Annotated in this window: 2 protein-coding genes; one reads left to right on the forward strand and one right to left on the reverse strand. The window is 36.8% G+C overall.

What is annotated here, in order from left to right:
• The coding region (locus ACFIK3_RS08820) for a POTRA domain-containing protein (protein ID WP_375676566.1) at nt 1-524 on the reverse strand (524 nt) is incomplete at its 3' end.
• Nucleotides 525-1,322: 798 nt separating this feature from the next.
• Here ACFIK3_RS08820 and ACFIK3_RS08825 point away from each other — a divergent pair.
• Complete coding sequence (locus ACFIK3_RS08825) at nt 1,323-6,281, forward strand: DEAD/DEAH box helicase (protein WP_375676567.1); 4,959 nt, start codon at nt 1,323-1,325, stop codon at nt 6,279-6,281.
• Nucleotides 6,282-6,382: the final 101 nt, after the last annotated feature.

The following is a 6,382-nucleotide window of genomic DNA, read 5'->3' on the forward strand; positions in this document are numbered from 1 at the left end:
AGCTTGCCCTCAATGACAACAAATTTGAGCGTCTTGCTGTTTTTGATATCTTGATCAGGAATGTAAAAACGCGCCGTCACATAGCCTTGATCCAAATAAACTTTGGTTAACTTCTTGATTAAGAGCTGAATATCAAAAAGACCAATACATCTTCCAACATAAGGCTCTGTTACGGCCGATATAGAGCGCTTTTTGACATGATGCACTCCCTCAACAACAACAGCATGAATTGGAAAACATTGCTTCCCACCCAAAAGCATTTCTGGATTTTGCTCTGAAGGCGTCTTGATCCTTTTAGGCGTTAAAGACCGTAATTTCTCAATTCTTTCTAATTGCTGCTTCTCAGATTGTTGGCGAGAAAAATTATCTGTTGGGGAATGAAAAATAGCTGAGGAACGCGCATAAACATTTACACCTGTAAACAAGCCAAAGAAAACAACAATGGCACGAAAAATTCTCAAAAGAGAACTTTGGCGTAAAAATACACAAAACAATACAGATTGCCCCCGCTTTGCATTATTCATGAAGCACTCTTTAAAAGAACTTCATGGAACCGCTAATAAATCCACTCAAAACAGCCACTGCCCTATAACGCTTTTAACAAAAGCACATGCCTTTGTGACCAAAAAAGTGACACCCAAAAACTGCTTTATTTTAAATGCTGAAGATCTCTCCCCCACATTTATATGAAAAGACCTTTAACCAAAACTGTTTAGCCCGTCAATGGTTAATACATCAATATCCCCATAAATATAAAGGATAAATTTGCTAAACCATATCCCCTTGCATTCATAGAGTGAACCTTCAAAAGACGCCTAATCTATGAGTTTTAGGGGTTTTGAGTATTTTGAGGGTTCCTTTTACCCCCCTTTATATATTTTTTTCAATCGAAAAATAAAAGTCATTATATTTCAATAGGTTAATATTTTAAACAAACAACCTATATTAAACACAACACGTAAATACAATCTATGATATATATTTAAAGGAGTTTTGAAGGTATTTTGAGGGTTTTAAACACCTTCAAAACCTATCTATAAACTTATCAAAATACTCATTCTGATATATTAAAGCCCATAGTACATTTATCTTGATTAACCCGTGAAATGAATAGCAAATTTCACTACTTTGCTGATCTTATTCCATGTCATGGGCTGTTGATAAGCAGCCTTAAAGACCCCTTTTGATAAAAATATCGGCTTTTTTTAGCAGTTTTTTTCCCTTTTTTATCGTTATTTGCTTTAAATGCATTTAATTAAATTCATTTTGATTCTTTTGATGATTATTAATCATCTCATAAGGCAAGGGATTTTTATTACAATATGCTGCAATCTATTAAGTCTGATAATGAACAATTCACTTTACGCTCCCTTTTACAATCCTATCGTGAACAGACAACTTCAAATACTCTACGAGGAAAAGTGTTTGAAGATTTTGTGACAAAATATCTTATGTATGACCCTCTCCACTATGGGCGATATGAAAAAGTTGAGAGCTATTATGAATGGGCTAAAGAGCGTGAAGGTTGGAATAAAAATGATATCGGCATTGATCTGGTTGCCAAGCTTCGCAATCAAGAGGGCTATGTGGCTATTCAATGTAAGTTTTATCAAGCAGACCATCAGATCAGTAAAAAGGATATTGATAGCTTTATCGCGGCATCTGGAAAAGACATCTTTAAATATCGACTTCTCGTTGACAGCACAGAAGTGGAATTAAGTGACAATGTGAATGCCATGATTAAAGGACAAGCGATACCCGTTTATCGTATTGACCTTCGTCATATGGAAAACAGTCGGATAGATTGGCAAATATTTGCAACGAAAAAAGAAGTTGTTCTGAAATCAACAAAAGAGCCTCGTCCCCATCAAGAAGAAGCCATCAAGAAAGTCTGTGAAGGTTTAAAAGAAGCAGACCGTGGCAAGCTGATTATGGCATGTGGTACGGGGAAGACTTTCACCAGTTTGAAGATAGCAGAAACCCTTGCTGGGAAAGGCAAGCGTGTTTTGTTTCTGGTACCTTCTCTGGCTTTAGTCTCGCAAACAATCCGTGAATGGACAGCCGATGCACAAATCCCGTTGCGTTCCTTTGCGGTGTGTTCGGATACAAAAGTAGGCAAGCGTCGTAAAAACCAAGATGATATTGTTGGCATGGAAACATCAGATCTTGTTCTCCCTGCTACCACGGATGCTCAAGCCCTTGCTAAAGAAGCTTGTGAATCCCTAGCAGATGCAATGACCGTGGTCTTTTCAACTTACCATTCTATCCAAGTGATTTCGGATGCACAAAAAGAGCATGGTTTACCCGAATTTGATTTAATCATCTGTGATGAAGCACACCGTACCACTGGTGCTTCATTGGGAACTGAAGACAATGAATCTGAATTTATCAAGGTTCATGATAACAGCATTATTCGTGGTAAAAAACGTCTCTACATGACAGCAACGCCGCGTATCTTTAGTGATACTGCCAAAAGGCGGGCGGATGAGATTAATGCCGTTCTCGCCTCTATGGATGATGAAGCACTTTTTGGAAAACAACTCCATCATTATACCTTCGCGGAAGCTGTCGATAATGAACTGTTAACTCCTTACAAGATTGTGGTCTTGGGTATTAATGAAACCTATATCACACCAGCCATACAAGAGATTATTGCCAATGAAAACCATGAAATTGATTTAGATGATGCGGCAAAAATTATTGGCTGTTATAGAGCCCTTACCAAAATAGATAAGCAAGCTGCTGTTGATGATGATGATACAGAGCCCATGCAATGTGCTTTAGCTTTTTGCAAAGATATCAACACCTCTGAACATATTACAAAGCTCTTCAATAAAATTATCAAATCTCATATTGATGATTTCCTTCAAACCGTTCCCTTTCTAAACTGTGAAGTAAGACATATTGACGGAACGCAAAGCGTCAAAAAACGCAATGAGGAATTGGATTGGCTTAAAGAAGATGCGGGTCAAAATGTTTGTCGGATCTTAAGCAATGTTCGGTGTCTTTCAGAAGGGATTGATGTCCCTGCTCTTGATGCCATCATGTTTTTACACCCGCGTAATAGCCAAGTGGATGTGATACAGGCGGTGGGACGTGTGATGCGCCGTGCTCCAAATAAAAAAACGGGCTATATCATTTTACCTATTATCATTCCTTCACACTTAGAAGCCAAAAAGGCTTTAAAAAACAATAAGAGATACCGTGTTGTTTGGCAAGTTTTGCATGCTTTACATTCTCATGATGAAAGGCTTGCTCGGACAATTAATCAGATGTCTTTAGGACAAAATAGCAGCCATACGATTGAGATTATAGAGATTAAGCGTGCCAATGAATTAAAAGAGCTTACCACAACGGTTGATGAGATCTCGATACCATCCAAAACAGAAAGTTCTGGACGTGTCATTGGAACAGCAGAAAGCAAATCTCAATCGGTATCTGGAGGACAAGGAGACTTATTCCCCCGTTCTGAATTTTTTGATTTTGTCAAAGCCATTTTTCTGGATAGTTTTAAAATCACGGATTATTGGGGCATTTGGGCGAACAATGTTGCTGAGATTGCTCAAAACCATATCAATCATCTTAAAGATATGATTTCCGATGAAAAGAGTGAAGCCTTTCACGCCTTTGATGCATTCCATAAGGAATTAAAGAACAACGTCAACAGTGAAATCAAGCAAGAGGAAGCGATTGAGATGTTAGCGCAACATCTTGTCACGCGTCCCGTGTTTGAAGCTTTATTTTACGGTAATGAATTTGTACAGAACAATGCCATTTCGCAAGCCATGGATAAGATCTTAACGGAACTGGATAAAACAAATATCGAAGAGAAAACGAAAGATCTTGATCAATTTTACAAAAGTGTCATGTTCTGTACAGCAGGGATTACAGAAACTCATGCAAAACAGAATCTTATTATCAAGCTTTATGAAAGTTTTTTTGCCAAGGCATTTAAGAAAACCACGGATAAGCTTGGAATTGTTTACACGCCCGTTGAGGTTGTTGATTTTATCATTCATTCTGTTGATGATGTGTTGCGTAATGAATTTGGCAAAAGCTTAGGGTCACGTGGTGTCTCTATTCTTGACCCTTTCACCGGAACGGGTACTTTTATCACGCGGCTGTTACAATCTAAACTGATCAAACCAGAGGATATGGAATACAAATTCCGTCATGATATCCATGCCAATGAGATTGTTCTCTTAGCCTATTACATAGCAGCGATTAACATTGAATCGACGTATCATAGTCTTATGAAAGGAGAGTATATTCCTTTTAAACATATTGGCTTAACCGATACGTTTCGGATGCTTGAAGAGAAGAACTTACTACAGGAATTGTTTAAAGAAAACAGTGAATATTTAGAACATCAAAAGAAGATGAATATTGAAGTTATCTTTGGAAATCCTCCTTATTCAACAGGTCAAAAAAGTGCTAATGATAATGCAAAGAATACACCTTATCCGATATTAGATGACCGCATTCGTGAAACTTATGCCGCTCAGTCAAATGCAAATCTTATACGAAATCTATATGATAATTATATTCGTGCCATTCGCTGGGCTAGTGATCGTATTGATAATGCTGGAGTAATCGGTTTTGTTTCTGGTTCTGGTTACATAGAAAAGTCTACAATGGATGGTTTACGAAAATCTTTAGCCAAAGAATTTAGCAGTATTTACGTACTCAATTTACGAGGAGATCTTCGCAAAAATATGTTAAGCAATGGAGTTGCTCAAGAAGGTGAAAATGTTTTCGGCAATGGAAGTATGACTGGTATTGCTGTAACCTTGTTTATCAAAAATCCCAATGCTATTGGACCTTGTAAAATTTACTATCATGATATTGGTAATAATCGTACGATAAAAGAAAAACTTACAGCTCTGGAATGTTTTGGTAGTGTTGGTGGCATTACGGATAAAAAGGGCTGGCAAGTAATTGCACCAGATAAGCATGGTGATTGGATACATCAACGTGATGAGAGTTTCGAAACATTCCTAGCTTTAGGAGATAAGAAAGGACATAATAAAAAGCTCTTTAAAACGTTTTCTTGTGGTATCTCAACTAGCCGTGATGCGTGGGCATATAACTCAAGCCGTGAAGCTTTAGCTAAAAATATGCGTAATATGATTAATTTTTATAATAGTGAAGTGAAACGTTTTAATGATATTTATCACACTGACTGTAAAACACGTACAAAAATTGTAGATAATTTTGTAAATTCAGATGCTAAAAAAATCAGTTGGAGTCGTTCTCTTAAACAACAATTAATTAGTGGAAAGATTTTCGAATTTGAAGATAAATACCTTATTCAAAGCCTCTATCGCCCTTTTACACAACAGTGGCTTTATTACAATCGCATTTTTAATGAGAGAGTTTTACAATTCTCTATAGGGAAAGCGGTAAAAAATAAGGTAATACAAGTTACAGGCGTAGGAGCAAGAAGTGGATTTTCTGTTTTGATGAGTAAGGATTTACCTAACCTTCACGCAATAGATACAGGTCAATGCTTTCCAAGATACTTTTATGAAGATATTACCTCCTTAAAATCTAAAGATAATAACCAGTCACATTTATTTACGAATTCTATAGAAAAAAGCAACAATGCTGATTTACAACGCCGTGATGCCATTACAGATGCGGGATTAGCACATTTTAAAGCAGCTTATCCTAATGAAACCATAACAAAAGATGATCTATTCTATTATGTTTACGGTCTTTTGCATTCGGAAGATTATCGCGCCCGTTATGCTGATAATTTATGCAAAGAATTGCCTCGTATCCCTTGTGTAAAGAGTGCTGATGATTTTTGGAAGTTTGTAACAGCAGGGCGTGAACTGGGTCATTTGCACGTAAACTATGAAACTGTAGAGCCGTATCCAGTGACCTTTAAAAAGGGTAATCCAAAAGTTACAGAGATCTCTAATCCAGAAAAGTTTTATTATGTAACTGAAATGAAATTCGCAAAAATTAAGGATAGTAAAGAAAAGGATAAAACCACTGTTATTTATAATAGCAATATCATCATGACAGATATCCCTCTTGAAGCTTATGCGTATATCGTTAATGGCAAGCCTGCTCTTGAATGGGTTATGGGGCGTCAATGTGTAAAGATTGATAAAAAGAGTGGCATTGTTAATGATGCTAATCGCTATGCTGTTGAAACCGTTGGCAACCCTGCCTACCCTCTAGAGTTATTTCAAAAGGTTATTACCGTAAGTTTAGAAACAATGAAAATCGTAAAAAAACTACCAAAATTGGAAATAAGAGAAACTGAATAACTTATAAAGCATGCTCACATAATGGGTATGATAAACTCATAAGGGGTATAAGGTTTTATACCTATAGGTTCTTATATCCCTTTTATAAATTGCTGACATAC

The organism is Bartonella sp. CB10SXKL, assembly GCF_042195515.1.
Classification (GTDB): Bacteria; Pseudomonadota; Alphaproteobacteria; order Rhizobiales; family Rhizobiaceae; genus Bartonella.